This window comes from Corynebacterium pilosum DSM 20521 = CIP 103422 (genome assembly GCF_000373805.1).
Classification (GTDB): Bacteria; Actinomycetota; Actinomycetes; order Mycobacteriales; family Mycobacteriaceae; genus Corynebacterium; species Corynebacterium pilosum.
The window spans coordinates 17,696-43,555 of sequence record NZ_KB892448.1; the positions used below are offsets into that span (position 1 = coordinate 17,696).

The 25,860-nt window shown below is 59.7% G+C and carries 24 protein-coding genes and 1 tRNA gene; 12 read left to right on the plus strand and 13 right to left on the minus strand.

The annotated features are described in order from the left end of the window. Positions 1-75: 75 nt before the first annotated feature. From B097_RS0104950 to uvrA, 6 genes are all read right to left on the minus strand, one after another. The gene (locus B097_RS0104950) at positions 76-906 is read right to left on the minus strand and encodes a TrmH family RNA methyltransferase (protein ID WP_026254319.1); all 831 of its coding nucleotides are present in this window, start codon (positions 904-906) and stop codon (positions 76-78) included. Positions 907-1,018: 112 nt separating this feature from the next. After that, positions 1,019-1,402, minus strand: coding sequence for a 50S ribosomal protein L20 (gene rplT / locus B097_RS0104955; RefSeq protein ID WP_018581440.1), 384 nt, complete (start codon positions 1,400-1,402; stop codon positions 1,019-1,021). 57 nt (positions 1,403-1,459) lie between these two features. Next, positions 1,460-1,654 carry a 50S ribosomal protein L35 gene (rpmI, locus tag B097_RS0104960; protein WP_018581441.1) on the minus strand — a complete coding sequence of 65 codons (195 nt, stop codon included), beginning with the start codon at positions 1,652-1,654 and terminating at the stop codon, positions 1,460-1,462. Positions 1,655-1,684: 30 nt separating this feature from the next. Next, the gene (gene infC / locus B097_RS0104965; protein ID WP_081618006.1) at positions 1,685-2,209 is read right to left on the minus strand and encodes a translation initiation factor IF-3; all 525 of its coding nucleotides are present in this window, start codon (positions 2,207-2,209) and stop codon (positions 1,685-1,687) included. A 317-nt stretch (positions 2,210-2,526) separates the two neighbouring features. Beyond that, complete coding sequence (locus B097_RS0104970) at positions 2,527-3,375, minus strand: hypothetical protein (protein WP_020573051.1); 849 nt, start codon at positions 3,373-3,375, stop codon at positions 2,527-2,529. 98 nt (positions 3,376-3,473) lie between these two features. Next, the gene (gene uvrA, locus B097_RS0104975; RefSeq protein WP_018581443.1) at positions 3,474-6,323 is read right to left on the minus strand and encodes an excinuclease ABC subunit UvrA; all 2,850 of its coding nucleotides are present in this window, start codon (positions 6,321-6,323) and stop codon (positions 3,474-3,476) included. 155 nt (positions 6,324-6,478) lie between these two features. On the opposite strand from uvrA, the gene B097_RS0104980 reads away from it, so the two are divergent. The 3 genes from B097_RS0104980 to B097_RS0104990 all read left to right on the plus strand — a co-directional run bounded on the left by B097_RS0104980 (position 6,479) and on the right by B097_RS0104990 (position 10,420). Then, positions 6,479-7,081 (plus strand): MBL fold metallo-hydrolase, encoded by a 603-nt coding sequence (locus tag B097_RS0104980; RefSeq protein WP_018581444.1) that lies wholly within the window; start codon positions 6,479-6,481, stop codon positions 7,079-7,081. Between the two features lie 90 nt (positions 7,082-7,171). Then, entirely contained in the window at positions 7,172-8,083 is a 912-nt protein-coding gene (locus B097_RS0104985; protein WP_018581445.1) for a DoxX family protein, read from the plus strand. A gap of 126 nt (positions 8,084-8,209) precedes the next feature. Beyond that, on the plus strand, positions 8,210-10,420 hold the full coding sequence (locus B097_RS0104990) for a HelD family protein (protein ID WP_018581446.1): 2,211 nt from the start codon (positions 8,210-8,212) through the stop codon (positions 10,418-10,420). 49 nt (positions 10,421-10,469) lie between these two features. Here the strand turns inward: B097_RS0104990 and B097_RS0104995 are convergent, their stop codons facing one another. The 4 genes from B097_RS0104995 to coaE form a co-directional block, all read right to left on the minus strand. Then, a complete protein-coding gene (locus B097_RS0104995; protein ID WP_018581447.1) occupies positions 10,470-10,913 on the minus strand; it encodes a universal stress protein in 444 nt (147 codons plus the stop codon). Positions 10,914-11,005: 92 nt separating this feature from the next. Further along, complete coding sequence (locus B097_RS0105000) at positions 11,006-11,464, minus strand: universal stress protein (RefSeq protein WP_018581448.1); 459 nt, start codon at positions 11,462-11,464, stop codon at positions 11,006-11,008. A gap of 21 nt (positions 11,465-11,485) precedes the next feature. Further along, positions 11,486-13,591 (minus strand): excinuclease ABC subunit UvrB, encoded by a 2,106-nt coding sequence (uvrB, locus tag B097_RS0105005; protein WP_018581449.1) that lies wholly within the window; start codon positions 13,589-13,591, stop codon positions 11,486-11,488. A 37-nt stretch (positions 13,592-13,628) separates the two neighbouring features. Beyond that, entirely contained in the window at positions 13,629-14,228 is a 600-nt protein-coding gene (gene coaE, locus B097_RS0105010) for a dephospho-CoA kinase (RefSeq protein ID WP_018581450.1), read from the minus strand. 112 nt (positions 14,229-14,340) lie between these two features. On the opposite strand from coaE, the gene B097_RS13260 reads away from it, so the two are divergent. Then, positions 14,341-14,847: a DoxX family protein gene (locus B097_RS13260; RefSeq protein ID WP_018581451.1), complete on the plus strand. Its 507-nt coding sequence runs from the start codon at positions 14,341-14,343 to the stop codon at positions 14,845-14,847. 94 nt (positions 14,848-14,941) lie between these two features. On the opposite strand, the gene rpsA is transcribed toward B097_RS13260, so the two are convergent. Further along, the gene (gene rpsA, locus B097_RS0105020; protein ID WP_018581452.1) at positions 14,942-16,408 is read right to left on the minus strand and encodes a 30S ribosomal protein S1; all 1,467 of its coding nucleotides are present in this window, start codon (positions 16,406-16,408) and stop codon (positions 14,942-14,944) included. 209 nt (positions 16,409-16,617) lie between these two features. Between rpsA and B097_RS0105025 the strand changes: the two genes are divergently transcribed. Then, entirely contained in the window at positions 16,618-17,364 is a 747-nt protein-coding gene (locus B097_RS0105025) for a class I SAM-dependent methyltransferase (protein WP_018581453.1), read from the plus strand. On the opposite strand, the gene B097_RS0105030 is transcribed toward B097_RS0105025, so the two are convergent. Next, positions 17,361-18,383, minus strand: a complete 1,023-nt coding sequence (locus B097_RS0105030) for a winged helix DNA-binding domain-containing protein (protein ID WP_018581454.1) — start codon at positions 18,381-18,383, stop codon at positions 17,361-17,363. The genes B097_RS0105025 and B097_RS0105030 overlap by 4 nt on opposite strands. After that, positions 18,367-21,021, minus strand: a complete 2,655-nt coding sequence (gene polA, locus B097_RS0105035) for a DNA polymerase I (RefSeq protein WP_081618008.1) — start codon at positions 21,019-21,021, stop codon at positions 18,367-18,369. The genes B097_RS0105030 and polA overlap by 17 nt, the downstream gene beginning before the upstream one ends. A 102-nt stretch (positions 21,022-21,123) precedes the next feature. On the opposite strand from polA, the gene B097_RS0105040 reads away from it, so the two are divergent. The 7 genes from B097_RS0105040 to B097_RS0105070 all read left to right on the plus strand — a co-directional run. Then, positions 21,124-21,197 (plus strand) — tRNA-Leu (locus B097_RS0105040). A gap of 139 nt (positions 21,198-21,336) precedes the next feature. Further along, the gene (locus B097_RS0105045) at positions 21,337-22,224 is read left to right on the plus strand and encodes a DUF368 domain-containing protein (RefSeq protein WP_018581456.1); all 888 of its coding nucleotides are present in this window, start codon (positions 21,337-21,339) and stop codon (positions 22,222-22,224) included. A gap of 10 nt (positions 22,225-22,234) precedes the next feature. Then, positions 22,235-22,543: a hypothetical protein gene (locus B097_RS0105050; RefSeq protein ID WP_018581457.1), complete on the plus strand. Its 309-nt coding sequence runs from the start codon at positions 22,235-22,237 to the stop codon at positions 22,541-22,543. Positions 22,544-22,593: 50 nt separating this feature from the next. Then, positions 22,594-23,487 carry a transporter substrate-binding domain-containing protein gene (locus B097_RS0105055; protein ID WP_018581458.1) on the plus strand — a complete coding sequence of 298 codons (894 nt, stop codon included), beginning with the start codon at positions 22,594-22,596 and terminating at the stop codon, positions 23,485-23,487. A 3-nt stretch (positions 23,488-23,490) separates the two neighbouring features. Further along, the gene (locus tag B097_RS0105060) at positions 23,491-24,429 is read left to right on the plus strand and encodes an amino acid ABC transporter permease (RefSeq protein ID WP_018581459.1); all 939 of its coding nucleotides are present in this window, start codon (positions 23,491-23,493) and stop codon (positions 24,427-24,429) included. Beyond that, positions 24,429-25,193: an amino acid ABC transporter ATP-binding protein gene (locus B097_RS0105065; protein ID WP_018581460.1), complete on the plus strand. Its 765-nt coding sequence runs from the start codon at positions 24,429-24,431 to the stop codon at positions 25,191-25,193. Before B097_RS0105060 ends, B097_RS0105065 begins: the two co-directional genes overlap by 1 nt. 153 nt (positions 25,194-25,346) lie before the next feature. Next, a partial coding sequence (locus tag B097_RS0105070; protein ID WP_155879224.1) for a hypothetical protein occupies positions 25,347-25,860 on the plus strand: 514 nt, incomplete at its 3' end.

Consider the following 25,860-nt stretch of genomic DNA (forward strand, 5'->3'; position numbering starts at 1 on the left):
TGGGAACGTCAGGAAAATATGGACCCTCACAGCATACCCGCGACGGCGGCGGGCGCTGCAGGAAGGTGGGCTGCACTAGTTAGCAGTCTGCTCGTCGACGACGTACTGCGCCTTGGATGATTCCCACATGCACATCGCCGCGGCAGTCGCCAGGTTCAGGGATTCTGCGGAACCCTGGATCGGGATAGTGACTTTGTAGTCCGCAAGCGCTGCGATCTCTGGGTCAAGGCCGTGCGCCTCGTTGCCAAAGAGCCACGCGTGTGGCTGGCTCAACATCTCGCCTGCGTAATCCAAGGCCACGTCGCCGTCTACCACCGTGGCAACAATCTTGAGGCCTTTGTCCTTGAGCTGCGCAATCACCGCCTTAACGTCACGATCCCTGACGACCGGCGTATGAAAGAGAGACCCAGCCGTGGAACGAACCACCTTCGGTGCCTGCGGGTCCACCGTGTCACCAGCGAAAATCACGCCGTCGGCGCCCATCGCGTCGCAGATCCTAATCAGAGTGCCCGCATTTCCCGGATCAGCGGTATCTACACCTACTGCCCAGAAATCATTGAAACCCTTCAGAGCCTGCTTCGTCGACCACGTCACCGGCTTGCACAAGGCAAAGATGCCCGTGGTGGTCACAGTGTCTGCCAAATGTTCCGCCGCCTTCTCGTCGATGGCGTGCGTATACACGTTCATGTACTCGGCGGTGGTCAGAATTTCCCCGAAACGCTGCGCGGCCCTCTCGGTCACGAACACGTCGGTGGCAGCGCCGGTGGCTACGGCAGCCTCGACGGCGTTCTCCCCTTCTGCCAAGAATTGCTTCGCTTTTCGACGAGCAGCCGCCCGGTGTAGTTTGGCCGCATTTACGATGCGTGGGGTGCGTTCTGTAAAGGGCTGGGAGAAATCAAGTGCCATGGTGGATAAGTGTAGTGCTACTGAAAGACAAAACCACCCGTGCCCTCCCATGAAGTACATGGAAGAGTTCGGGTGGTCGTCGTCAAGCAAGAAGCGTGCGCTTCCCGGAAGACTAAGCAGCCTTTGGAGCGTTGACGTCCTCTGGCAGTGCAGCCTTTGCCGCCTCGCAGATTGCGGAGAATGCTGCGAAATCGTTGACGGCCAGATCGGCAAGGATCTTGCGGTCAACGTCGATCTCGGCCAGCTTCAGGCCGTGGATCAGACGGTTGTAGGTGATGTCGTTCATGCGAGCTGCTGCGTTGATGCGCTGGATCCACAGCTTGCGGAACTCAGACTTGCGTGCGCGACGATCGCGGTACGCGTAGGTCATGGAGTGCAGCCACTGTTCCTTCGCCTTGCGGTACAGGCGGGAGCGCTGGCCGCGGTAGCCCTTAGCGGACTTCAGAATCGCGCGACGCTTCTTCTTGGCGTTAACTGAGCGCTTGACACGTGCCACAGTTGTACTTCCTAACTTCTAATTGAAACTTATTCGGATGGGGGCGATGCGCGACTATTATGCGCGGCGCAGCAACTTCTTCATGCGTGGCACGTCGTTTGGAGAGACGTCGACGGCGTTCTTCAGCTGGCGAACGCGCTTGGAGGTCTTGTGCTCGTTCAAGTGCTTCTTACCAGCCTGGTAGCGACGCAGCTTGCCGGAACCGGAAACCTTGATGCGCTTTGCGGTGCCCTTGTGGGTCTTCTGCTTCATGATTAAAACCCTTCAGAGGTTGAGAATGGTCTACTTCTTGCCCTTTTTGGAGGCTGGCCCAAGAACCATGGTCATGTTGCGGCCGTCCTGCTTCGGCCTGGACTCGATGTGCGCGATCTCGCCGACGTCTTCTGCAAGACGCTCGAGAAGGCGGAAACCAAGTTCAGGACGAGACTGCTCGCGTCCGCGGAACATGATGGTCACCTTGACCTTGTTACCCTTTTCCAGGAAGCGAACCACATTGTTCTTTTTGGTCTGGTAGTCGTGCTCATCGATCTTCGGGCGGAACTTCTGTTCCTTGACCACGGTTTGCTGCTGGTTCTTACGGGACTCGCGGGCCTTCTGTGCCTGCTCGTACTTGTACTTGCCGTAGTCCATGATCTTGGCCACAGGTGGCTTCGCGTTGGGTGCTACTTCCACTAGGTCAAGGTCAGCGTCGTAGGCAAGCTTGCGGGCGTCGTCGGTACGGACGATTCCTACCTGCTCGCCGGACGGGCCGACTAGACGGACTTCGGGGACGCGGATTCTGTCATTGATCCGAGCTTCAGCGCTGATGAGAACTCCTCAGTTAAAAGACGATATGATTCGCTACCAGTTCTCGCGCATGGAGCCACTACACACAAAACCCGCGCAGCATATTCGCTGTGCGGGAGTTCTTCCTCGTTCAGGATGGGATCGCTTTACGACGATTCCCCTACCGAACTTTGGACCCTTAACCAACCAAAGCGGCGGTATGGGGTGGGAGTAACTCCACTTGCGACCCTGGCACCTAGAATCAGGCGCTTCGGGCGGTAGTGCGGTCAACATTAGCAGAAGCCGCACCTGAAACTCAAATCACGCCACACCCGTGTTTCCCGACGCCTACCTTGCGGCTAGTCGCGCACCGGACGATCTTCCAAGAACACCTTCACGCCACGCGCTTGGCACTCATAGGAATTATCGCCAACGAGCGTGCACTTCGCCGAGGCCGGCCGCTGTCCCTCTTGCGTTGGAAGCGGTACCTCAATCGAGTTTTGCCCAGACCCAGAGTGCGGCGCCATCGCTACTGCGACTTCTTCTGCGTTTCCGCACCCTCCGTTACCGGTGGTCGAGAACACCCGCCAGTTCACGTTCGCTGCGCATTGCAGAGCTCCTTCCGGGGCGCGTGAACTATTCGCCTGGCCCCGCTGGTCCTGCGAAGGGCGCGGTTGTGGTGGTTGCGGCCGCCCAGGTTCAGGCTCGTTTGGCCGCACAGGTTCCACTCCTTGGCCTTCGTCGAAAGTCACCATTGTGGGTGCGGAACGCGTCTGCTCTGGCGCATTGGTGACGGGTTCTGGTTCCTCCGTCTCGGAGGCTTCCTCGTCGTCAGCTGGCGGCTGCTCTTCCTCCGTCGCCGGGTCTTGGGAGACCACAACTGTGCTCGTAGCTGTGCTTGCAGACGAGGCTTCGTCGGCATTGTCCTTCAACGCCGAGTACGCCCACACTCCGGCGCCAACAGCAACGATGGCCGCCAAAATCGCGCCAATGACTGTCCAGGGGCTGGTCTTGGTATTCCCGCTGGCTGGCTCCGATTCCGTCGGTTCGTAGGGGACGAATTCGGGGCGTTCGTCGTCGAGTGCCGGATCTGCGGCGTCCGCATCGCCTAGGTTGACTTGGTCCACGTGTTGCGTAGGGGAATCCTCGTCCCAGAAATCGTCGTGCGGTTCCTCGTGGGGGCCTCCGCGTCGTTGATGTGATTCCACGGTAGAGGTTCCTTCCTCAGGTCATGCTTCCATGCAAGTTCACTTAACAATGATACTTACCGCCTGAAGCACCACCTCATGTTGTCCCTCCTATACGCCTAAAGCAGCTCGGCCAGGTAGCGCCCCGTGTACGAGCCTTCGACCTTGGCGACATCCTCCGGGGTGCCCTCCGCAACAACGGTGCCACCACCGCTACCGCCTTCCGGCCCCATGTCGATCAGCCAATCGGCGCACTTGATCACGTCCAAGTTGTGCTCGATCACGATCACAGAATTGCCCTTATCGACGAGGCCTTGCAGGACCATCATCAGCTTCTGAATGTCCTCAAAGTGCAGACCGGTCGTCGGCTCATCGAGGATATAGATGGTGCGCCCATTGGAGCGCTTCTGCAGCTCGGCGGCCAGCTTGACGCGCTGCGCTTCACCACCGGACAAGGTGGTAGCGGCTTGTCCCAGCCGGACATAGCCCAGCCCGACATCGACAAGTGTTGCCAAATACCGGTGAATCGAGGTGATCGGCTCAAAGAACTCGGTGGCCTCGGAGATCGGCATATCCAAGACCTCGGCAATATTCTTGCCTTTGTAGCGCACCTCGAGTGTTTCGCGGTTGAAGCGCGTTCCCTCGCACACTTCGCACGGCACGTAGACGTCCGGAAGGAAGTTCATCTCGATCTTGATTGTGCCGTCGCCCTGGCAGGCTTCACAGCGGCCACCCTTGACGTTGAAGGAGAAGCGGCCCGGCTTGTAGCCACGCACCTTGGACTCATGGGTCTCCGCAAACAAGTTACGGATCTTGTCGAACACACCGGTGTAGGTCGCCGGATTCGATCGTGGCGTTCGCCCGATCGGCGATTGGTCTACCTGCACCAACTTATCTAGGTGCTCGAGGCCATCAACCTTCTTCACCCGGCCCGGGACTTGTCGTGCCCGGTTGAGCTGGTTCTGCAGGGTCTTCGCCAAGATTTGGTTGACCAGGGTGGACTTACCGGAGCCCGACACACCGGTGACTGCCACCAGCACGCCCAGCGGAATATCCACATCAATATTGTCCAGGTTATTTTCGCGCGCGCCGATGATGTGAAGCTGGCGGTCTTTGTCCACTTCACGACGAGTCTCTGGAACCTTGATCTCCTTGCGGCCAGCAAGGTAATCACCCGTGACCGAGTTCTTGGCCTTCAGAATGCCCTTAGGTGCCCCCTGGTAGACCACCTCGCCACCGTATTCGCCGGCTGCAGGCCCGATATCGATCAGCCAGTCCGCTTCACGAATGGTCTCTTCGTCGTGCTCAACGACGATGAGTGTGTTGCCGATGTCACGCAGCTTCTTCAGCGTCTCGATCAGTCGCTGGTTGTCGCGCTGGTGCAGACCGATCGATGGCTCATCCAGAACGTACATCACCCCGGCCAACCCGGAACCAATCTGAGTGGCCAGGCGGATGCGCTGCGCTTCACCGCCCGACAGCGTGCCGGCAGAGCGGTCCAGCGTGAGGTAGGTCAGACCGACGTCGATAAGAAAGTGCAGGCGCGCCTGCGTTTCCTTCAACACAGCACCCGCAATCATCTCCTCCCGGTACCCCAATACCAGGTTGTCCAGGAATTTTGAGGCCTCTTCGATAGACAGCGCCGTCAATCCAGCAATGGACTTCTCGTCGTGAGTCGTGGACTTCAGACGCACAGCAAGGATCTCAGGCTTCAGACGCGTGCCCTCGCAGGTAGGGCATGCAACCTCACGGGTATAGGCGAGGTAGCGTTCCTTCGCGGTCTCCGTCTCCGCGTAGTCGAGCTTGCGGCGCAAATAGCCCATCACTCCCTCGAACTCGGAGTTAAAGTTGCGCTGCCTGCCGAAGCGGTTCTTATAACGCACGTGCACTTTGACCTTGGAGCCTTCCAGCAGCGCCTTCTGTTCAGACTTTTTCAGCTTCGAGAACGGCGTCTGCGGGTCAAACTCAAGTTCCTTCGCCAGGCCTTCGATGAGCTTGACGAAATAGCGCTTGTTCGGGCTGGAATTCCAGGGTTGGAATGCATCCACCGCGGGCGCATCGGGGTCCGGGACGATGAGCTCAGCGTCCATCTCCGTCTTCGTTCCTAAGCCGTCGCAGGACGGGCAGGCACCAAAAGGCGCATTGAACGAAAAGGACCTGGGCTCATAGCTATCAATGTCCAAGGTGTGCCCGTTGGGGCACGCCATTTTCTCGGAGAAGATGGCGTAGCGATCGTCGGAGGCCTCAGGCTGGTCGACATAATCGATGACGACAAGTCCGTCCGCGAGCCGCAGCGCTGTTTCCACCGAGTCGGTCAGCCTCTGCTTCTGGCTTTCCTTGACCTGCAGGCGGTCGACAATGACATCGATGTAGTGCTTGTAGGACTTCTGCAGTGTCGGCGGCTCTGACAACTGATACATTTCCCCGTCGACCTTGACACGGGAGAAACCTTGAGCCGCCAGATCTTGGAAGAGATCCACGAACTCACCTTTACGATTGCGCACCACAGGCGCAAGCACCTGAAATTTGGTGCGCTCCTCCCCCTCCAAAACCTGGTCGACGATCTGCTGCGGGGTCTGGCGCTCGATCATGGCATCGCAGACTGGGCAATGCGGGGTGCCGGCGCGCGCGTAAAGCAGGCGAAGGTAGTCATACACTTCGGTAATCGTGCCCACCGTGGAGCGCGGGTTGCGGTTGGTAGACTTCTGGTCGATCGAGACCGCTGGCGACAAACCATCGATATAGTCCACGTCCGGCTTATCCATCTGACCGAGGAACATGCGCGCATAAGAGCTCAAAGACTCGACGTAGCGTCGCTGACCTTCCGCAAAAATAGTGTCAAAAGCCATGGAGGACTTTCCCGAGCCAGACAGGCCAGTGAAAACCACCATCTTATCGCGTGGCAGTTCAATATCGATGTCTTTGAGGTTGTGCTGGCGGGCGCCACGCACGATCAGCTTGTCAGCCATGTATTTACCGGTCCCTTTCTGCGACAGCCGGTCAACCTGCCTGAGCTTGATTGGGCTAATTTGGGCAGGGTTACTAGTCACATTTAATGTCTTCGAACATACCAACGACCACCTCAACAGCGCTAACCCGCTGAAAATTCCCGTAGAGTTGTGGCATGACTGACAAGCTTTCACTTCATCACGTGTCCGTGGGCGACATGGACAACAACAGCTACCTGATTGCGTCGGGCGACAAAGGGTTGCTTATCGACGCGCCGACCAACGCTTCCGCCCTACTCACCATGGCGGAGGACGCTGGCGTCACCATCACCGATGTGCTGACTACCCACCGTCACCATGATCACGTTGGGGCACTGGAAGAAGTCCTCCAGAAAACCGGGGCAACCCACTGGGCCTCTTTCCTGGACTCCCCTGCCCTGCCTGCACCGGTGGATCATGAGCTGGAGCAGGGCGACACACTTCAATTTGCCGATCTCGAGATTCCAGTGTTCATCTTGCGTGGGCACACCCCCGGCGGCGCATGCCTCGAGGTCGCAATCGACGAGCAGACTCACCTGTTCGTCGGCGATTCCATCTTCCCTGGAGGCCTAGGTAAGACGGCATCGGAAGGCGATTTCGTGCGTCTGTTCAATGACGCGAAGGAACGGGTCTTCGATGTGTACGACGACAGCGCGATTATTCACCCTGGCCACGGAAAATCGACAACCGTGGGAGAGGAGCGTCCGCATCTCGACGAGTGGTGGAACCGCCGTTGGTAGGAAAATTTCTCGCACAGTAGACCGTTTTTTGTCTACAGTGGAGTACACAGACCGATAACTTTTAGTTTCTAAGTAAGGACTTGATCACACATGATCCGCAAGATTGCCCGCCCGATGCTTGCATCCGTCTACATCGCCGACGGTGTAGACACCCTCGTTAACAGCTCTGAGCATGTTGAATCCTCCGAGCGCTTCCTCAAGCAGGTCCGCAGCGTTGTTCCTGCCGAGTACCAGCGCTACGTTCCGAAGGATGCAGAGCTGGTTGCACAGGCACTTGGCGGCACCAAGGTCGGCGCCGGCGCACTCTATGCTTTGGGCAAGGCACCACGCTTCGCCGCAGGCACCCTGGCAGTCACCGCCATCCCGACCCTGCTGGGCCGTCATGCCTTCTGGGAGGCAGACACCGCTGAAGAGAAGTCCTCTCGTCGTAACGGCGCGCTGACCAACGTTGCTCTGCTGGGCGGCCTGTTCTTGGCAACCGCAGACACTGCCGGCAAGCCAGGTCTGGCGTGGCGCACCAAGAAGGCTGCGCAGACCGCCACCAACAAGGTGCAGGCGGCACTGCCCACCCAGTCCGAATCCGAGAAGGCGCTGAACAACGCGCAGAACTGGATCCAAGACACGACCGAGAAGGTCACCTCCGGCGCCCAGGAAGCGGGCAAGCAGGTGTCGAACTATGTCGACGACAACAAGGACGACTGGATTGACACCGCTAGCAAGTGGGTCGACAACGCGAAGGAAACCACTAGCGATTGGCTCAGCAACGCCCAAGACACCGCTAGCGACTGGTTGGACGAAGCCAACAAGGATGCCAAGAAGGCTCGCAAGGGCGTCGTCAAGAAGGCGAACAAGGCGCAGAAGCAGGCTGACAAAGCGCTAAACAAGGCGGAGTCCGACATCAAGTCAGGCCGCGCACGTAAGCGCGCTAACAAGCGTGCGGACAAGCTGCAGAAGCGCGCAAACAAGGCAGTTAACCGCGCACGCAAGCGCCTCGATAAGTAGTTTCGACGCCTGCCCGCTGCCCCGCGGGGTGCCAGAGAATTGGTGCCCGCGGGGTTTTCGGCATTTTTGGTAGAATGATCTGTTCACTCTTTCCCTAGTTTCAGCCTTTGAGGAGAAGCACACTTCGTGTCCGAATCATCACTCGGTCAATCCCAAGACATCGCAGCGGAACAGGACTACGTCGATACGCTCTTTGCACACCTCGACGCCGAAGTTGCCGGGGCGCGCGCCCGCTTAGAGCAGGTGCAGCAAGACGTTGACCCAGACAACCCCGATTCGGACGCGCTGGTGCGCCGCGAGACCGAGTACCACGGCCTCAACGCGAAGTTGGATGCCTTGACCGTGGCGGAGATCGGGCTGGTGTTCGGGCGCATCGACATTGCTGACGAGGACGGCGAACATCCGGTGCCTGGGCGCCCCGACTTGGATCGCCGCTATATCGGCCGTATGGGGATCGACGACCGCGACGATCATTACCGCACTCTCCTCTTGGACTGGCGCGCCCCAATGGCGCGTCCTTTCTACCTAGCCACCACCGCCAACCCCGAGGGAGTGGAGCTGCGCAGGCAGATCCGCACCAACGGACGGAAGGTGACAGGCGTCGACGATGAGGTATTGTCGGGCCAGGTCACCGACGAACCGACCGCAGATGTGGGTTCGGAGGCAGCGTTGCGCCACGCCATGAACCAGGCGCGCACGGGGCATATGACGTCGATCGTCGAGACGATCCAGCGTGAGCAGGATGAGATCATCCGCGATGACACCCGCGGTGTGCTCATCGTCCAGGGCGGCCCAGGGACGGGTAAGACGGCGGTAGCGCTGCACCGCGTCGCCTACCTGCTGTACACCTGGCGCGAACAACTGGCACGAACCGGCGTGCTCATCGTAGGGCCAAATAAGACCTTTCTGGAATATATCTCCCGCGTGCTTCCGGAGCTCGGTGAGACCGGCGTGGTGCTCGCGACGGTCGGCGACCTCGTCCCAGGAATCAACCCCAGAGGCACCGAAACGCTGATCGGCCGCGAGATCAAGGGCTCTGAGGAAATGGTGACCATCCTCAAACGCGCCGTACAGGCCTGGCAGACCGTGCCGAACTCGACGGTGCACGTCACCGTCGGTTCGATCGAACTGCAGGTCAGCCAGAAGCTGGTTAAGGCGGCGCGCACTCGGGCGCGGCGTTCCCGCAAGCCGCACAACCAGGCCCGCGAGATCTTCCGCGAAGAGTTCACGCGCCTGCTCGCCGCACAAATGGCGGATCGTATCGGCGCAGACCCCCTCGGCGGCGCCAACCTCCTGTCGGAGGCTGATATCGATCAGCTCCACGATGACTTGGCTGATGAGCCTGCGTTGCGCTCGCTTATCGACGAGTACTTCCCGGAACTGGCACCCCTGCAAGTACTCGAGAATCTACTCACCAACACCGAGGCTATCGAGGAAGTTGCCTATGACTACGACGAGACCACCCAGGAGGCGCTCTACCGCTCACCCGACGCACCTCTGACGCCTTCGGACACTGCCCTGCTCGACGAGCTGGCGGTGCTCATCGGCATGCCCAGTCCTGATGACGAGCGCGCGAAGGCCGACGAGCAGTGGCGTCGTGAAGTCGCCGAGGCTGAGGATGCGTTGGATGTGCTCGCGTCCTCTGAATCCACGGATAACGACGATGACATGTTCGAGGCAGAAATCTTGTCCGCCCACGACGTCATCGACGCCGAGACTCTCGCCGCCCGCCAACAGGAAACCGATAACCGTTCCACCGCGCAGCGAGCCAAGGAGGACTACACCTGGGCCTACGGTCACGTGATCGTCGACGAGGCCCAAGAACTGTCGCCGATGGAATGGCGCATGATTTTCCGCCGCAGCCCTTCACGCTGGATGACACTGGTCGGAGACACCGCACAGACCGGCTCCCCTGCCGGGACTGACGATTGGGCGACTGCGCTAGAGCCTTTCGTCGGCACGCGCTATGCCCTCCACGAGCTCACGGTGAACTACCGCACCCCCACCGAAATCATGGAGGTGGCCAATGAGCTGCTGGAGATCATTGATCCTGATGCCACGCCGGCGGTCGCGATCCGGTCGAGCGGCCAGCCGGTGCGCTACTTCCCTGCCGGCACGGATCCCCACAGCGTGCTTTTCGACGACGACAGGCTCACCCACATCATCACCGCAGAGAACGTGGATGACGTCAAGGGATTGGAGTTTGACCACGTGGTGGTTGTCAATCCCGCGGAGATTGTCGGGGCGTCGAACCAGGGCTGGCAGAACCTCTATGTGGCCTACACCCGTGCTACGCAAACACTCACGGTGATTGGCGACCTTCCGCCAAAGTCATAAAAATCGCCCGCCACACAATGTGGCGGGCGCATCGTCGATAAGCGAAAGCTTAGTTGACGGTGTGGACGATCATCACGTCGCAATCAGACTGACGCGCAACGTCTGCCGGCACCGAACCAAGCAGGCGGCCGGTCAGGGAATTGATGCCACGGTTACCCACAACCAGCAGGTCAGCCTTGTTGTCGTTCACAATCGCCATCAACGCCTGCACCGGGGTGCCTGGGCGCACAGCGGTCTCCACGTTCTGAGCACCGGCTTCGCGGGCGTGCTCAGCAGCCTGCTTCAAGTTCTCCTGAGCCTTCTCATCACCGAGGATAGCCACCGAATCCTGGCGCAAGGTCTTGGACGCGTCTTCCTCGGTCTCGTAGTAAGCGCAGCCGATGATCAACTTCGAGTCGAATGCCGCAGCCATCTTCGCTGCCCGCTCGACTGCCAGTAGAGATGACTTAGACCCATCAGTGCCGACAACGATGGAGTTGTAGTAATCGCTCATAATGTCCGTTGACCTTTCGATTTGAACCGCGGAGGGGATATGCCTCTCTAGTGTATCAATATTCCACTAGGGTGATCTGCGTCTAATCGTCTCTAATCGTCGGAGTATTCCGCGGTGTCGACGATCATCACGTCAACATTCGCCTTCCGTGCCACGCCAGTAGGGATATTGCCGAAGACGCGACCGGACAAGGAATTGACGCCGCGGTTGCCCACAACCAGCAAGTCAGCCCCGTATTCGGTGACAGAGTCCACGAGCACCTGCACCGGCGAGCCGGACTTGGCGATCAGACGGACCTTGGTTGCTCCTTCTTCTGCAGCGAGTTCGCCGGCCTCAGAGAGGTACTCCTCCGCGCGGTCGTCGCTGACCACGGGCAGGGTGGAGTAATCGGAGCTTGGGGAGTTCAACAGGGACCCTGTCGAGTTGTAGTAGGCGCAGATGATAATCAGTTGCGCATCGTACGCGCGGGCCAGGCTGGCGGCGGAGCGGACGGCCTTGAGCGAGGACGAGGAGCCGTCAGTTCCTACGGTGATTGTCGAATAGGAGTGCATAAGATTCGATCCCTTTCTTTTCTAGATTCCTGTGTCCTTAATACCACGAAGTTCTTTTCGAAGGTCAGCCACCTCATCGCGCAGCCGCCCAGCGAGCTCAAACTTGAGGTCACGGGCTGCCGAAGTCATCTGCGCCGTCAATGAATCAATCAGTGCTTGGATCTCATCTTCAGCCATTGTGGACGTATCAGGCTTATCGACGACCGCAGCGTCGCCTACAGCACTGCCCTCCGCGGCGGCGGCCTCCGCATTGTTTTCGTAGACCTCGTCCAAAATGTCAGAGATCTTCTTACGCAGCGGTTGCGGGTCGATGCCATGCTCTTTGTTATAAGCAATCTGCTTGGCGCGGCGGCGCTCGGTTTCGTCGAGGGCATACTGCATCGATTCGGTGACCTTATCCGCATACATGATCACCGAGCCCGAGACGTTACGCGCGGCACGGCCAATAGTCTGGATGAGCGACTTCGTCGAGCGCAGGAAACCTTCCTTATCGGCGTCCAAGATGGCCACCAGAGACACTTCTGGCAGGTCAAGGCCCTCACGCAGCAGGTTAATGCCCACCAGCACGTCATACTCACCGAGCCTGAGCTGGCGCAGTAGTTCGACGCGCTGCAAGGTATCAATGTCAGAGTGCAAGTAGCGGACCCGGATCCCGTTTTCCATCAGGTAGTCGGTCAAGTCTTCCGCCATCCGCTTGGTCAAGGTGGTGACCAAAACGCGTTCGTCCTTCTCGGTGCGCTGACGGATCTCCTCGATGAGGTCGTCGATCTGTCCCTTCGTCGGGCGTACCTCCACGTGCGGGTCCACCAGGCCTGTCGGGCGGATGACCTGTTCGACGAACTCGCCGCCGGCTGCCTCCAGCTCATAGTCACCGGGTGTTGCCGACATGTACACAGTTTGGCCGACGCGCTGCTCAAACTCGTCGAAAGTCAGTGGGCGGTTGTCCAACGCAGACGGCAGGCGGAATCCGTGCTCAACAAGGTTGCGCTTGCGCGACATATCGCCCTCGAACATGCCCCCGATCTGGGGAACAGTCACGTGCGACTCATCAATGATGGTGAGGAAATCCTCTGGGAAGTAGTCAAGCAGGGTCGCCGGGGCGCTTCCTGCCTCACGCCCATCCATGTGACGCGAATAGTTCTCGATGCCCGAGCAGAAACCGACCTGCTGAATCATCTCCAGATCGTATTCGGTGCGCATCCGCAGGCGCTGGGCTTCCAGAAGCTTGCCCCGGTTTTCGAGGTCCTCGAGACGGTCGGCCAGCTCCTCCTTGATCGCCTCGATCGCCTTTTCCATGCGCTCTTCCGTAGCCACATAGTGCGTCGCCGGGAAAATGCGCAGCTCATCGACCTGACGGAGAACATCGCCGGTCACGGGGTGAATATAGTACAGCGCGTCCACATCGTCGCCGAAGAATTCCACGCGCACGGCGACTTCCTCATATGCCGGGATGATGTCCACCGTGTCGCCCTTGACACGGAAGGTTCCTCGTCGGAAGTCATAGTCATTGCGCTCATATTGCACGTCCACGAGAAGGCGGAGGAACTGGTCACGGTCGATCTCTTCGTCGATACGCAACACCACCGAGCGATCCAGGTAGGACTGCGGCGCGCCTAGGCCGTAAATACAGGACACAGAACTAACGACGACCACATCGCGACGACTCAGCAGCCCAGAGGTAGCGGCGTGGCGCAAACGCTCCACGTCCTCATTAATGGATGAGTCCTTCTCAATGTAGGTGTCCGTCTGCGCGATATACGCCTCTGGCTGGTAGTAGTCGTAGTAACTAACGAAATACTCCACCGCGTTATTCGGCAGGAGCTCTTTCAACTCATTGGCAAGCTGGGCCGCCAGAGTCTTATTCGGGGCCATGACCAACGTCGGCCGCTGCTGCTGTTCAATCAGCCAGGCGGCCGTTGCGGACTTACCGGTACCTGTAGCACCAAGCAGGACCACGTCTTCCTCGCCGCGGTCGAGGCGCTCGTCCAGTTCCTTAATGGCGCGTGGCTGGTCACCTGAAGGCTCAAACTCCGAGATCACTTCAAAGGGTTTATCGGAGCGTTCCACCTCGCCGATGGGGCGAAATTCGGAATGAGAATAGACAGGGTGCTCTGCAGGAAAAGCCATATTCCCCACACTAGTAGGCCGGCCAATGAAAACGTATCTAGTCGTCCCCGGTAAGTCGCGTTAGTAAGGCGTCGACCTGCGTCTCCAATTCTTCAAGGGCTCCATTGTTGTCGATAATCACGTCAGCGACGCTCTTCCGTGTATCGTCGTCGATCTGGCGTGCGATGCGGTTGCGGGCATCGGCTTCATCGAGCCCGCGCTTGTCGACGAGGCGTCGTACGCGTTCCTCAGCGTCTACATCGACGACGATCGTGAGGTCAACCTGCTCGTGGAGTCCCTGTTCGATCAATAGGGGCATGTCATAGACAGCAGCCTTGTGCCCTGCCTCTTCGAGTTGCGCGAACCGGCTCCGCACTTCCGCCCTGATTGCCGGGTGCGTAATTGAATTCAACAGCTCGGTGTGTTCTTGCGAGCTGAACGCCTTCTTCGCTAGCGCTGCCCGATTGAGATCTCCGGCATCAGTGAGAATTTCATCGCCGAAAGCGGATGCCAATTCTTTCAACGCCGGCTGCCCTGGTTCCACGATCTCGCGTGACACTTGGTCAGCGTCTACCACCGGAATTCCCCGTTCGCGCAGCATCTCTGCCACAGTGCTCTTGCCGCTGCCAATTCCGCCTGTCAAACCGATGATTCGCATGGAAAAGATTCTAGCGGGGCCACCTTCATTTCCCCTGCGAAAGTTAGTAAACTTTGACACTAAGTACAACAATAGTGATGTGGATTACACACACTTAGTGAAAGGAGCACTCGTGGATATTGCATTGTCGACGAAGCTGATTTCGATCGGCTTCCTAACGTTATGTTCAGCCGCTCTCCTCACCGCGGCAGCCCGAAGCCTTTTAGAGGGCAAGCAAAGGGACACTCAGATCTCCTATGTGCTCCCGCTTCTACAATTCTTCGTAGGCGTCGCCCTACTCATTCCCGCTTTGCACCCCTGGAGCAAGCTCGGCGCCGGGGTTCCTTTCGTCATCTTCGGCGCTTTTCAAGCACTGGCCCTGATTCGTGGAAAAGGTTCTGCCTATGGTTTTTGGGACGGATTTTCCTCGTCACAAATATCCTGGGCGCACGTAGCTAGAAATTGGGTGATCGCTGCGCTTCTCATCTTCGCCGTCCCAAGTAGTGCCGCGATGTATTTATCTGAAAACAGCAGCTCAACTGTTGCCCTCGCGGTCGCGGTTGCCATCGTTTATCTCTTCATGGCAACCCGCAACCTCAAAACGCCTCACACCAAACCAAGCCTGCTCCCCGCAGCCTAGGCTAAAACAGATCGGGCCCGGAGTCTAAAACTAATTAGACTTCGGGCCCGAACTTTGAACCAGCCATCACATTATTAGATGGCTTCAGCGCAAACTAGTTGCCAGCGAGCTTCTCGCGCAGCTTAGCCAGCTGCTCGTCGGAAGCCAGGGAACCACCAGAGGTCTCCTCTGCTGCTTCGTTGGATGCCGGAGCAGGCGCATCCTCGGAAGACGCGGAAGAGTAGTTAGCGGATTCCTCAGCAGCCTCAGCTGCTGCGGCGCGGTGACGCTCGATCTGAGCAGCGTGTGCCTGGTAGCGGCGCTCTGCCTCAGCGTAGCGGTTCTCCCACTCCTGGCGAGCCTCGTCGTAACCTTCCATCCACTCGTTGGTCTCCGGGTCGAAGCCCTCTGGGAAGATGTAGTTACCCTGCTCGTCGTAGGAATCGGCCATGCCGTAGCGGGATGGGTCGAACTCGTCGACGTAGTCCTCGTCTGCCTGCTTCAGAGACAGGGAGATGCGGCGACGGTCCAGGTCGATGTCGATGACCTTGACCATGAGCTCTTCGCCAACGTTGACGATCTGGTCTGGCACCTCGACGTGGCGCTGTGCCAGCTCGGAGATGTGGACCAGGCCCTCGATGCCCTCTTCGACGCGCACGAACGCACCGAATGGGACCAGCTTGGTGACCTTGCCTGGCACGATCTGGCCCACAGCGTGGGTGCGTGCGAACACGCGCCATGGGTCTTCCTGGGTTGCCTTCAGGGACAGGGACACGCGCTCGCGGTCCAGGTCAACGTCGAGAACCTCAACGGTGACTTCGTCGCCGACGGTGACAACCTCAGATGGGTGGTCGATGTGCTTCCAGGACAGCTCGGAGACGTGAACCAGGCCGTCGACACCGCCGAGATCGACGAATGCGCCGAAGTTGACGATGGAGGACACAACGCCCTTACGGACCTGGCCCTTCTGCAGCTGGTGCAGGAACTCGGAGCGGACCGCGGACTGGGTCTCTTCCAGGTATGCACGGCGGGACAGCACAACGTTGTTGCGGTGCTTGTCCAGCTCGATGATCTTCGCTTCCAGCTCCTGGCCGATGTATGGCTCCAGGTCGCGGACGCGACGCATTTCGACGAGGGATGCAGGCAGGAAGCCGCGCAGACCGATGTCCAGGATCAGGCCGCCCTTGACGACCTCGATGACGGTACCGGTGACTGGCTCGTCGTTGTTCTGCAGTTCCTCGATGGTGCCCCATGCGCGCTCGTACTGTGCACGCTTCTTCGACAGGATCAGACGGCCTTCCTTGTCCTCCTTGGTCAGGACAAGTGCGTCGATCTCGTCGCCGACTTCGACAACCTCGTCTGGGTCGACGTCGTGCTTGATGGACAGCTCGCGGGTAGGGATGACACCTTCGGTCTTGTAGCCGATGTCAAGGAGGACTTCGTCGTGGTCAACCTTGACGACGCTGCCAGAGACGATGTCGCCATCATTGAAGTACTTGATGGTCTCGTCAACTGCAGCGAGAAAATCCTCAGCGGTGCCGATGTCGTTGATGGCTACCTGAGGGGTGTTAGAAGTGGACATTAATTAAGTTGCTCCGAAACGGATAGGAGGTCGAAAATGGACAGAAACGTATCTCTCAAAAACCCGCTGCTAAGCTGGGCTTTCGATCTCATTTCGGGAACGCGCAGGCGCTCCTATTACCGCCTACCACGCCCTGAAACACAGACACGCTCACACAACAATAGTCCGTTTGTGCAGCTAGAGCAAATGATTTGGAAGCTGATCCCCTAGTGAATACCCCCTCACACGCAAACCGTACCTACTGGGACGAAGACGCCACCCGCTACCACCGCGATCACCCCGCCTATTTGGACGGCTTCCACTGGTGTCCGGAGATGCTGGCCGAGTCAGATGCGCGCTTGCTTGGCGATCTCGCCGGCAAGCGCGTCGTGGAGGTCGGTTGCGGTTCCGCACCTTGTTCCTCCTGGCTTATCGACGAATACCCCACCGCTGCTGTGACCGCATTCGATATCTCTGCTGGCATGCTCGCCCACGCTGATCCCAATACCCCGCTCGTCCAAGCCGATGTACTGGCTCTTCCCTACCGCACGGCCGCTTTTGATGTCGCGTTTTCCGCCTTCGGTGCTCTCCCCTTCGTCCGCGACGAGGTTGCAGCACTGCGAGAGATTCGACGGGTGCTTCACGACGATGGCCGCTTCGTCTTCTCCGTGAACCACCCGATGCGCTGTGTGTTTCCTGACGATCCCGCCTCCTTCACCGCCACAATCCCCTACTTCGCACGCGAATACGAAGAATACGACGAGCACGGCCAACTCACCTACGCCGAATATCACCGCACCTTCGGCGACTGGGTGCGCGCCATCCGCGCGGCAGGATTCGAACTAGTGGACGTGATCGAACCCGAATGGCCCGACAACCTCACCGAGAACTGGGGCCAGTGGTCCCCAGAACGTGGCCGCATCTTCCCCGGTACCGCCATCTTCGTCACCCGCTGCGCGTCCTTAAGAGACAACTAGAAGAAGGGGTACTCGCGGAACTTGCGTCGCACACCCGGCCAAGCATAAGCGGGAATGCGGGAATACTCGTCGGTGACCAGCTTCCCGCCCACTCGCCGCCAGGCTGCCCGCACGATCCCATCCACCACGACAGGCTTGCGAAACACCCCCATATTTCCAGGAACAAGCTGTTCGTGAGTCTCCTGGCTCATGGCAAACAAGCGATCCTGGTAGCCCAAGATGTACTCGTCAAAGGCCGGCAACAAATGAGGTTGGCGCACGCGCGCCGGCGAGAGTTCGGCCAGCTCCTCCATAAGACCGCCTCGGTAAAAGTAGTCGTCGTCACGCACGATGTCCTCGGGAAGCTGCGTGAGCGCCACGCGAATCTCCGCGACCGGCAGCTTCGACCACCAGCGCACGTCCTCGAAGGTCACGGGGCCGTGGGTGCGGATATACCGGGAGATGATCTCCGTGGCCGCGGCCTGCCGATCGCCGTTAAAGACTTCCGCCAGCCCACCGCCATCGGGTGCAGGTCCGATCCGTTGTTCCGGGCCAAGGTACGCCAGGGTTCCCTCGACTATCAGGAGGTAGCGCACGCGGTAAGTCAGCCGCGCTGAAGTCTCTGGAGCGACCTCCGCGACGATCTGCTTGAACTCAGTATTCGTGACCGGACTTTCCGCAAGAACGCGATCACGGATTTGCGCAATATCCGAATCGGTGCCGCCAGCGTTGAGCACCGAGGTTCGCGCGCGTTCCACGCCGGGCTTGGCCAGCAGCTCGGTCAGCCAGCGCAGTTCGTCGGCACGCGCCGCGAAGACCGTGCCACGCATGGGATACCCACGCACGATCTCTCCTCGCGCAAGAGCGCTGCACACATCGTCGATCTTGCCGCCGCTGCGCAGGCTTATCGACGAAAAGACCGTGGGCTCCTGCCCCTGCATCAGGCCAAAAGCCGACATCACCTCCGCCGGTGATCCCCACCCCGGGCCGATCAATCTTTGGGCCAGCAGGCGAGCGCGTGCTTTAGTGCGCGGCTTCATCCCAGTTCTTCCCCGCGCCGGCAGACACCTCGAGTGGCACGCGCAGGGTGATCGCACCGTCCATCTCGGTCTCGATGATGGAGCGGACCTCCTCAAGCTCGCCGGGGGCGATCTCCACGACCAGTTCGTCGTGAACCTGGAGCAGAACGCGCGACTTGTGCCCTGCTTCCCGCAGCGCAGCATCGACCCGGATCATCGCCACCTTGATGATGTCTGCGGCCGTGCCCTGGATCGGCGCGTTCAACGCCGCACGCTCCGCATTCTCCCGGGCCACGCGGTTATCGCTGGTCAGCTCCGGAAGGTAGCGGCGGCGCCCAAAGACGGTGGACGTGTAGCCGTCGCGGCGAGCCTGCTCCACAACCTCGTCGAGGTAGCGCTTCACGCCACCGAAGCGGTCGAAGTAACTCTCCATGATCTGCTTGGCCTCACCGGGGCTGATGTCCAGCTGACCGGACAGGCCGAAAGCGCTCAGCCCATAGACCAGGCCGTAGCTCATAGCTTTCACGCGGCGGCGCAACTCAGCGGTGACTTCGTCGATCGGCACGTCAAAGACCTTGGAGCCGACATAATTGTGCAGGTCCTCGCCGTCCTTGTACGCCTCGATCAGGCCTGGGTCCTGCGACAGGTGCGCCATGACACGCATCTCGATTTGCGAATAGTCGGCCGTCAGCAGGGTCTCATAGCCCTCGCCCACCACGAAGGAGGAGCGAATCTTGCGGCCGGCTTCGGTGCGCACCGGAATATTCTGCAGGTTCGGGTCCGCGGAGCTCAGGCGCCCGGTCGATGTCACGGTCTGGTTGAACGTGGTATGAATCCGCCCATCATCCTGGACCGTCTTGATCAGGCCTTCCAGCGTGGATTTCATCTTCTGGTACTCGCGGTGCGCCAAGAGATGATCCAGGAACGGGTGCGGATTCTTCTTCGCCAGCGCCTCAATTTCCTTCGCCGCCGTGGAATAACCCGTCTTCGTCTTCTTCGTCTTCGGCAGGTCCAGTTTGTCGAAAAGCACGACGGACAGCTGCTTCGGGCTGGACAGGTTCAGGTCGGGCTCGTCGACAAGCCTGCGGGCCTCTTCTTCTACCTGGGCGACCTGGTCGGTGAACGTCTTTAACTGATCTTCGAGCACGTCCATGTCCACCGCGATGCCAGTATCCTCCATGCGCGCCAGGATCGACACCAATGGCAGCTCCAAGTCCTGGTACAGGTCGAAGCTGTCGATCGCCTTGAGCTGCGTGGTCAGCTCCTCCGCCAGCTCCAAGATCGCCGCGGCAGAATCCGTCAGCGTGGTATCGCCCAGCAGGCTCAGCTGATCACCGGCCTCTCCCAGCTGACGCTGCAAGTGCCGCTGATACACATCGCGCAAATCATAGGTGCGCTGACCAGGCCGCAGCAGGTACGCCGCGATCGCCGTGTCATGCGCAATCCCATTCAGCTCAATATCACGCCCGGCCAGCATGTGAAACGCCGCCTTCGCCTCATGCAGGTACTTCGGCGTCTCCGACTCCAGCCACGCCTTCAAGGCCTTGTCTTCTGCAGGCGAGAGCTCAGCCAGCTCCTTCGCAATACCCTCGCGTTGCTTATCGACGATGCCTACCGCACTCGCGTCCCCACCATTCGGTTCGCCCTTGCCGACGAAAAACACGGCCATGCCTTGGCCCTCGCGCTGTTCAAGCCACGTGTCCAATGGTTCGTCAGAGATGACGACATCGGAAAGCTGGACAGTCTCTTCCTCGGCAGCGTCAGCGGAGCCGGTCGTCGGGACTGCCGCCAGCACGCGTTCGCGCAGATTCACGCCGAACTCGAGCTCATCGAAAGCCGTTGCTACCGTGCCAACGTCCACTGGCTTCAGCTCAAGGTCCTCGGGCCCAACGGGGAGGTCCATATCCGTGACCATCTGTGTCAGCTCACGGTTCAGGCGCACCTGATCCAAACGCTCGCGGAAATTGTTGCCGACCTTGCCCTTGATCTCGTCGGCATGCTCCAGCAGCGTCTCAAGGTCCCCGTACTGGTTGATCCACTTTGTGGCAGTCTTTTCACCCACGCCGGGAATATTGGGCAGGTTATCGGAGGGGTCCCCGCGCAAAGCCGCAAAGTCCGGGTACTGCTGCGGCGTCAGATCATACTTCTCCTTCACCGCCTCCGGGGTAAAGCGCGTCATGGTCGACACGCCACGGGTGGGATAGAGCACCGTGGTGGTGTCGTCGACAAGCTGTAGGTAATCCCTGTCGCCGGTGACGATCAGGATCTCAAAATCGCCCGTGGCCTTCGCCTGGGTCACCAGCGTTGCGACGATATCGTCCGCCTCAAAATTCTCCACCGACAACGTGGTGATGCCTAAGTCCTGCAGGATATCGTCGATAAGCGGAACCTGCCCCTTGAACTCCTCAGGGCTGGCCGCGCGCTGCGCCTTATATTCAGGAAACTTCTCGGTGCGGAAAGTCTTGCGCCCCACGTCGAAAGCGACAGCCGCGTAGGTGGGTTTCTCGTCGGCAAGAATATTCGCGAGCATAGACAGGAAGCCGTACACCGCGTTCGTATGCTGGCCGCCGGTGGTGGAAAAATTTTCCGCCGGCAACGCGTAGAACGCGCGGAAAGCCATGGAGTGTCCGTCGATAAGCAAAAGGCGTTTGTCAGTCACGCGTGCCAGTCTAGCCTGACACGTGGACACGCCCCCCGGACCGCCTACAAGCACCTGATTTCGTGCGCGCGGTGCGTGTGCGCTAAAGTATGAACTCGCTACGCCCCTGTAGCCCAATTGGCAGAGGCAACGGATTCAAAACCCGTCCAGTGTGAGTTCGAGTCTCACCAGGGGCACAAATAAACCGCCATCTACGCAGGTAGGTGGCGGTTTCTGCTTGTCGACGAAAGCTGGAACGTCGGTCGCCCGATACAGGTGCCCACTGGGCTAAAATCGATCGCCGGATAAATCGACACACTTCCGAAAGAGACCTTTATGGCCACCCACTCCCCCAGCAAACCTAATAGGCGGGGCCTGTTTTCCTATATCTTCGACGTTCTGCGCGGATTCCTCATCGGCTTGGCCGAGCTCGTCCCAGGTATTTCCGGCGGCACAATCGCGCTGATCGTCGGCATCTACGAAAAAGCACTTCACAACGCCGACCTGATCATGCGCCGCAAGTTCCGCGAGGTGGACTGGCTCTTCCTTGTCCTTATCGGGGTGGGCATGGTCACCGCCGTCTTCGGCATGTCCACGGTGATGCATGTTTTCATCACCGACTACGCGCAGCTGGCGAACGGCTTGTTCTTCGGGATGGTGCTGGTGTCCATCATCGTTCCGCTTGGCATGATGGATCGTCGTAAAGCGCACTGGGGGTTGGCCGCGCTGTTCGTCGTCGGTGCTGTCCTCGCATTCTTTGCCACAGGCTTTACATCTGAACCGGTGCGCGACCCGTCGCTCATCGTCATCTTCGTCGCGGCTGCTGTGGCCGTGTGCGCGCTGGTGCTCCCCGGCCTGTCGGGCTCGTTCCTGCTGCTGGCGATGGGGCTTTATGAGCCGATCATCCGGGCTGTCTCCAACCGCGAAATCGACATCATCCTGGTCTTCATTGCCGGTGCGGCCGTCGGGCTGATCCTTTTCGTGCGCGTGCTCAGCTGGTTGATGAGCGAGCACCGCAACGTCACCTTGGCCACGATGGCCGGGCTCATGCTTGGTTCGCTGCGCGCGCTGTGGCCGTGGTCGGGCGATGCGCCGGCGAATGTTGGGCTGGTGCTGGGCATGATGATGCTGGGCGGCGTAATCGTGGCCGTGTTCATTCTGATTGATCGCTACAAACAGTCCACAGCGCAGGCTGACGTGATCACCGAAGATAGTCCTCGTTAAGATCGGCTGCATGACTAAGCGTATTCAACGAATCCTCGCCGCCACCGTGGCAGCCGCACTCGTTTCTACGGCTGCCGTTCCGGCGGCGACGGCCCAGGACACGGAGCAGAACTCCAGCCAGGAGACTTCGTCGACGGAGGGAACCGAATCCTCCTCCAGCTACTCCGAATGGCTGTCCTCGGGGGCCGAAATGATGTCCTCCGGCGACATCGCGCTTAGCGCTCAGGGCTCTTCGCGCTTCGCAATTGACTGGATCATCGGCTTTGTGGGCGCCACGGTGATCGGCGCGATCGTTCACTTTGCGTTGAAGTTCATCTAACCAGGCCCACATTCTAATGCTCAGGCACCTGGCAGGTAAGGTGTGTGAGCATGAAAAAGATCGTCACAGTGGGGGCGCTACTCGGCGCCACCAGCCTGCTCACCGGGTGCGTGACCAACGTCGAGGGCGGAAACCCGGACGGGTGGGAGCAGGTGCTTCCCGACGAAGTCCCCGAGATTGCCGCAATGGTCCCCGAAGAGGTCGCCGCTGACAGGGTGCTGTCCGCCGGGACCAACCCGCCCTTCGCGCCTTTCGAGTTCAAAGACTCCACCGGAAAAATTATCGGTGTAGAGATGGACTTAGGCCACGCCATGGCAAGCGTCATGGGCCTAGAATTCGAACCGGTTGAGCAGGACTTCGCCATGATCCTTCCTGCCGTGGACGCAGGGACTATCGACGCCGGCATGTCCGGCTTCACCGATAACGAGGAGCGGCGCCGGAACTATGATTTCGTCAACTTCCTCTACGCCGGCATTCAATGGGCACAGCAGACCGGGGACGACATCGACCCTGCCAACCCGTGCGGGCTTACTGTCGCAGTGCAGCGCACCACCGTCTCCGAAACCGACGACGTGCGGCCGAAAGCCCAAGAGTGCTTGGACGCCGGCAAGGAGCCGATCACGGTCTTGAGCTATGACACGTCAGATAACGCGGCGCTAGCGGTACTCGTCGGGCGTGCCGACGCCCTGTCCGCCGACTCCCCGGTCACCGCCTGGGCCGTCAACCGCTCCGACGGCAAGATGGAGATGGTCGGCGACATGTTTGACGCCGCGCCCTACGGTTTCGCCGTGCCGAAGGGCTCCGACCTTGGGCCCGCCATGGCAGCCGCAATGCAACACCTGATCGATACCGGCGAATACCAGCGCATCCTCGCCCAGTGGTCCATCGAGGACGGGCTTCTCGACGAGGCACTCATCAACGAACAACCAGTGGAGGGAAACTAACCTATGGCTTCGACAACTAGCTCTCAGACCGAGCGCTCCCGCCCGGAACGCATTGAGGCCAAACCACTGCGCCACCCCGGCCGCTGGGTGCTGGCAGCCATCATCATCGCGCTGGTGGTCTGGTTCGTCATTGGTGCAGCAAACAATGAGGCCTACGGCTGGGACACCTACTTCACCTACCTCTTTGATACCCGCATCGCGGTCGCCGCGCTGCACACCATCGCGATCACAATCTTGGCGATGATCATCGGTGTCGTCGGCGGCGTCGTGCTCGCCGTCATGCGGATGAGTGAGAACCCAGTCTTCAAGGCGGTGGCCTGGGTGTTCCTGTGGATCTTCCGAGGCACCCCCGTCTACGTGCAGCTGATGTTCTGGGGCCTGCTGGGCGCCCTCTATCAATCCATCAACCTCGGCTTTGCTGAGATTTCACTGGAGGCGCTGACCTCCTCGGCGTTCATGTTGGCCGTGCTGGGCTTGGGCCTGAACGAGGCAGCCTACATGGCGGAAATCGTCCGCTCCGGTGTCTCGTCGGTACCGGAAGGCCAGGTGGAAGCGTCGAAAGCCCTGGGCATGAGCTGGGGCCAGACGATGCGTCGTACCGTGCTACCCCAGGCAATGCGCATCATCATCCCTCCCACCGGCAACGAGTTCATCTCCCTGCTGAAGACGTCCTCCCTGGTTGTCGCCGTGCCCTACTCCCTGGAGCTCTACGGCCGTTCCATGGATATCGCAGCCGCCCTTTTCGAGCCCGTGCCGATGCTGCTGGTCGCCGCGACCTGGTACTTGGCGATCACCTCGATTCTCATGATCGGCCAGCACTACTTGGAGAAGCACTTCGAAAAGGGCGCCACGCGTGAATTGACCGCCCGCCAGCTCGCCGCACTTGCCGACGCCGAAGGCACCGTCCCCGGCAACGTGTCCATCGTCGAAAGGAACAGCTAATGACCACCCCGATGATCAAAGCCGACCAGGTCTGGAAATCCTTCGGCAACCTGGACGTGCTGAAAGGCATCGACCTTGAAGTGCCCACCGGCAACGTCACCTGCCTCGTCGGCCCGTCCGGCTCCGGCAAATCCACCCTGCTGCGCTGCGTGAACCACCTCGAGAAGGTTACGGCCGGCCGCCTGTATGTGGACGGCGAACTGATCGGCTACCGCGAGAAAGACGGCGTCCTGCACGAAATCAGCGCCAAGGATGCCGCGAAGCAGCGCGCGGACATCGGCATGGTGTTCCAGTCCTTCAACCTCTTCTCCCACCGCACCGCGCTGGAAAATATCATCGAGGCCCCAGTCCAGGTTAAGGGCCAGTCCGTCGAGTCCGCGAAGAAGCGCGCGATGGAACTGCTCGACATGGTCGGCCTCGCGTCCAAGGCCGAGGCTTATCCGGCGCAGCTTTCCGGCGGCCAGCAGCAGCGCGTCGCGATCGCCCGCGCTGTCGCGATGGATCCGAAGCTGATGCTTTTCGACGAGCCCACCTCCGCTCTCGACCCCGAGCTGGTCGGCGAGGTCCTGCGTGTCATGCGCAAGCTTGCCGACGATGGCATGACCATGCTGGTTGTCACCCATGAGATGGCTTTCGCCCGCGAGGTCGCCGATAACGTCGCTTTCATGGACGGCGGTGTCATCGTCGAGTACGGAACCCCCGAAGAAGTGCTGGACAACCCGCGCGAGGAACGCACCAAGGAGTTCCTCTCGAGCATCTTCTAAACCCTTTCACGTTAATGGATGCGGCGCGGGTCCGCATTCGAAGGTTTGCCCAGGGGTATTTTTCTGTGGATAACTATGTTGTTTTCCACAGGTTTCGGACATGTGACGGCTACCCCCGCGCTTGGGTTGTGTGGGTGTTTTAGTGTCAGGTTCATGACCATTAACGACATACTCCGGGACGCAGGCACCAGCGCCATGACTTTGCTGGCCGACCTGCAACCGCGCCACGACCTCATCCGGGCCGGCGCGGAACCCAAAGCTGTCGACAAAACCCACACACTCTATGCGGTGTATTACGGGCCGTGCGCCTCAAAGCGCAAGCAGCGCGATGCCCGCGAGCATGCCACCACCAACCAGTTAGGCTTCGAGCGCCTGCATGCTATCGAAAGGGTCGTCGCCAGGCTTCACGACGACACCAAAGCCTGGGCACTACGCCGCGACTTAACACGCTATGGCGGCACCCACTACGGCTTTGCTGCCTATGCGCGTGAAAAACTCGAGCACTATAACTGCGACGCCGAAGAAGAAACACCCAAACCAAGCTTCAAAGTCACCTCGCACCCACCCACCGGGGATGCCTCAATGAACCTGCGTGGCGATGCCGCCACGATCCGCGAGTTCGAACACCAGATCCGCGAACGCGCCACCACCGATGAAACCACCACCG

What these genes read in the sequence shown, in the direction of transcription:
- uvrB (WP_018581449.1), bottom strand. Translation starts at nt 13,591, where the DNA reads ATGGCTTTTCCTGCAGAGCACCCTGTCTATTCTCATTCCGAATTTCGC.
- B097_RS0105055 (WP_018581458.1), top strand. Translation starts at nt 22,594, where the DNA reads ATGAAAAAGATCGTCACAGTGGGGGCGCTACTCGGCGCCACCAGCCTG.
- B097_RS0105065 (WP_018581460.1), top strand. Translation starts at nt 24,429, where the DNA reads ATGACCACCCCGATGATCAAAGCCGACCAGGTCTGGAAATCCTTCGGC.
- B097_RS0105060 (WP_018581459.1), top strand. Translation starts at nt 23,491, where the DNA reads ATGGCTTCGACAACTAGCTCTCAGACCGAGCGCTCCCGCCCGGAACGC.
- B097_RS0104980 (WP_018581444.1), top strand. Translation starts at nt 6,479, where the DNA reads ATGACTGACAAGCTTTCACTTCATCACGTGTCCGTGGGCGACATGGAC.
- B097_RS0105000 (WP_018581448.1), bottom strand. Translation starts at nt 11,464, where the DNA reads ATGCACTCCTATTCGACAATCACCGTAGGAACTGACGGCTCCTCGTCC.
- B097_RS0105045 (WP_018581456.1), top strand. Translation starts at nt 21,337, where the DNA reads ATGGCCACCCACTCCCCCAGCAAACCTAATAGGCGGGGCCTGTTTTCC.
- rpmI (WP_018581441.1), bottom strand. Translation starts at nt 1,654, where the DNA reads ATGAAGCAGAAGACCCACAAGGGCACCGCAAAGCGCATCAAGGTTTCC.
- rpsA (WP_018581452.1), bottom strand. Translation starts at nt 16,408, where the DNA reads ATGTCCACTTCTAACACCCCTCAGGTAGCCATCAACGACATCGGCACC.
- coaE (WP_018581450.1), bottom strand. Translation starts at nt 14,228, where the DNA reads ATGCGAATCATCGGTTTGACAGGCGGAATTGGCAGCGGCAAGAGCACT.
- B097_RS0104995 (WP_018581447.1), bottom strand. Translation starts at nt 10,913, where the DNA reads ATGAGCGATTACTACAACTCCATCGTTGTCGGCACTGATGGGTCTAAG.
- B097_RS0105050 (WP_018581457.1), top strand. Translation starts at nt 22,235, where the DNA reads ATGACTAAGCGTATTCAACGAATCCTCGCCGCCACCGTGGCAGCCGCA.
- B097_RS0104985 (WP_018581445.1), top strand. Translation starts at nt 7,172, where the DNA reads ATGATCCGCAAGATTGCCCGCCCGATGCTTGCATCCGTCTACATCGCC.
- B097_RS0104950 (WP_026254319.1), bottom strand. Translation starts at nt 906, where the DNA reads ATGGCACTTGATTTCTCCCAGCCCTTTACAGAACGCACCCCACGCATC.
- B097_RS0105030 (WP_018581454.1), bottom strand. Translation starts at nt 18,383, where the DNA reads ATGAAGCCGCGCACTAAAGCACGCGCTCGCCTGCTGGCCCAAAGATTG.
- uvrA (WP_018581443.1), bottom strand. Translation starts at nt 6,323, where the DNA reads ATGGCTGACAAGCTGATCGTGCGTGGCGCCCGCCAGCACAACCTCAAA.